The 1,755-nt window shown below is 65.4% G+C and carries 1 protein-coding gene; it reads left to right on the top strand.

All coding sequences use genetic code 11. From position 1 onward, the window contains the following. The first annotated feature begins 129 nt into the window (after nt 1–129). Complete coding sequence (locus I5W_RS20095; protein WP_044530557.1) at nt 130–1,659, top strand: efflux transporter outer membrane subunit; 1,530 nt, start codon at nt 130–132, stop codon at nt 1,657–1,659. Nucleotides 1,660–1,755 lie beyond the last annotated feature (96 nt).

Below are 1,755 nucleotides of genomic sequence, written 5' to 3'. Positions count from 1 at the left end.
TGACGCTCTATACCACCCCGGTGGTGTACCTGTACATGGAACGCTTAAGCAGTTGGAGCAAGCGCCGCTTNGGCCGCAAGACAAAGACAGAACCTTCGGCGGCCTGAAGCTGCCGCCATGGAGAAACGCATGATGCAACCACACCCGTTCAAACTCAAGCCCNTGCTGGCCGTGCTCCTGGCCAGTTGCGCGCTGGCCGCCTGCTCGGTCGGCCCCGATTACGTGCGCCCGCAGATGGACACCGGCCCGGCCGTGTTCAAGGAAGGCCAGAACTGGAAACCGGCCCAGCCGCGCGACTTGACCGCCGATGGCAAGTGGTGGGAAATGTTTGGCGATCCGCAATTGAATGCGCTGATCGCGCAGGTGGATATTTCCAATCAGAACCTGGCCTTGGCTGAAGCCAATTTCCGTAGCGCCGTGGCGCTGGTGCAAAGCTCACGCTCGGCCTATTCGCCTACGCTCTCAGCTTCTGCCGGTGCCTCGCGGGCAAGTTCGGGGTCGGCGGGATCGTCTTCCGGCAATGGCGGCTCGACCAATGGTGCGAGCGCCGGCGGCGTGCGCAATTCCTACACCTTCTCGCTCACGGCGGCCTGGGAACCCGATCTCTGGGGCAAGGTGCGGCGCGACGTCGAAGCCAGCCAGACCAGTGCCCAGGCCAGTGCCGCCGACCTGGCTGCGGCCCGCCTGTCGGCCCAGGCGCAGGTGGCGCAAGACTACCTGCAATTGCGCGTGCTGGACGCCCAGCAGCAATTGCTGGAAGACACGGTACAGGCTTACCAGCGCTCCTTGCAGGTCACGCAGAACCAGTACGCGGCGGGCATGGTAGCCAAGTCCGACGTGATCCAGGCGCAGACCCAGTTGAAGTCGGCCCAGGCTTCGGCGCTGGACAATGGCGTCACCCGCGCCCAGGTCGAGCACGCCATCGCGCTGTTGGTGGGCAAGACCCCGGCCGAATTCTCGCTGCCGCGCCGTCCCTTGACGGCAGTGGCGCCGCCGGTGCCGCAGGGCGTCCCCTCAATGCTGCTGGAACGCCGCCCCGATGTGGCCGCCGCCGAACGTCGCGTGGCCGCAGCCAATGCCAAGATCGGCGTGGCCAAGGCGGCGTATTTCCCCAGCCTGACCTTGTCGGCCTCGGGCGGTTATCAGAGTTCTACCTTCTCCGACTGGTTCACGCTGCCAGGCCGGGTATGGTCGCTGGGGCCGCAACTGGCGCAGAGCATCTTCGATGGTGGTGCGCGCGCAGCGGCCACGGATCAGGCCATTGCCAACTATGACGGTACGGTGGCGACCTACAAGCAGACGGTGCTGACCGCCTTCCAGGACGTGGAAGACAACCTGGCCGCCTTGCGCATCCTGGAGCAGGAGGCGGCGGTGCAGCATGAAGCCCTGCTGGCGGCGCGCCAGGCGGTCACGCTGGTGACCAACCAGTACAAGGCCGGTACGGTGAGCTATGTGAACGTCATCACGGCCCAGGCCACCGCGCTGTCGGCCGAGCTCACTTCGCTGAACATCCTCAACCGCCGCATGGCTGCCAGCGTCTTGCTGGCCAAGGCGCTCGGCGGGGGCTGGGATGAACATAGCCTGGACGATCTGGGACCGCTGGAACAGCAGACGGCAGACAAGGCCAAGGCGCTGAAGGAAAACGCGGCCTTGCGTTGAGCCCGCTTACGGGGTGACTAGGGCCTGTTCACATTTAATCTGCGAGATGCGTTGCCCCCAGAAGGCGTGGTGGCAAGGCGCGCGTCAGGGCTGGTG

The organism is Herbaspirillum sp. B65 (assembly GCF_000333555.1).
GTDB lineage: Bacteria > Pseudomonadota > Gammaproteobacteria > Burkholderiales > Burkholderiaceae_D > Herbaspirillum > Herbaspirillum rubrisubalbicans.
This window is presented reverse-complemented; position numbering and strand designations above follow the sequence as displayed.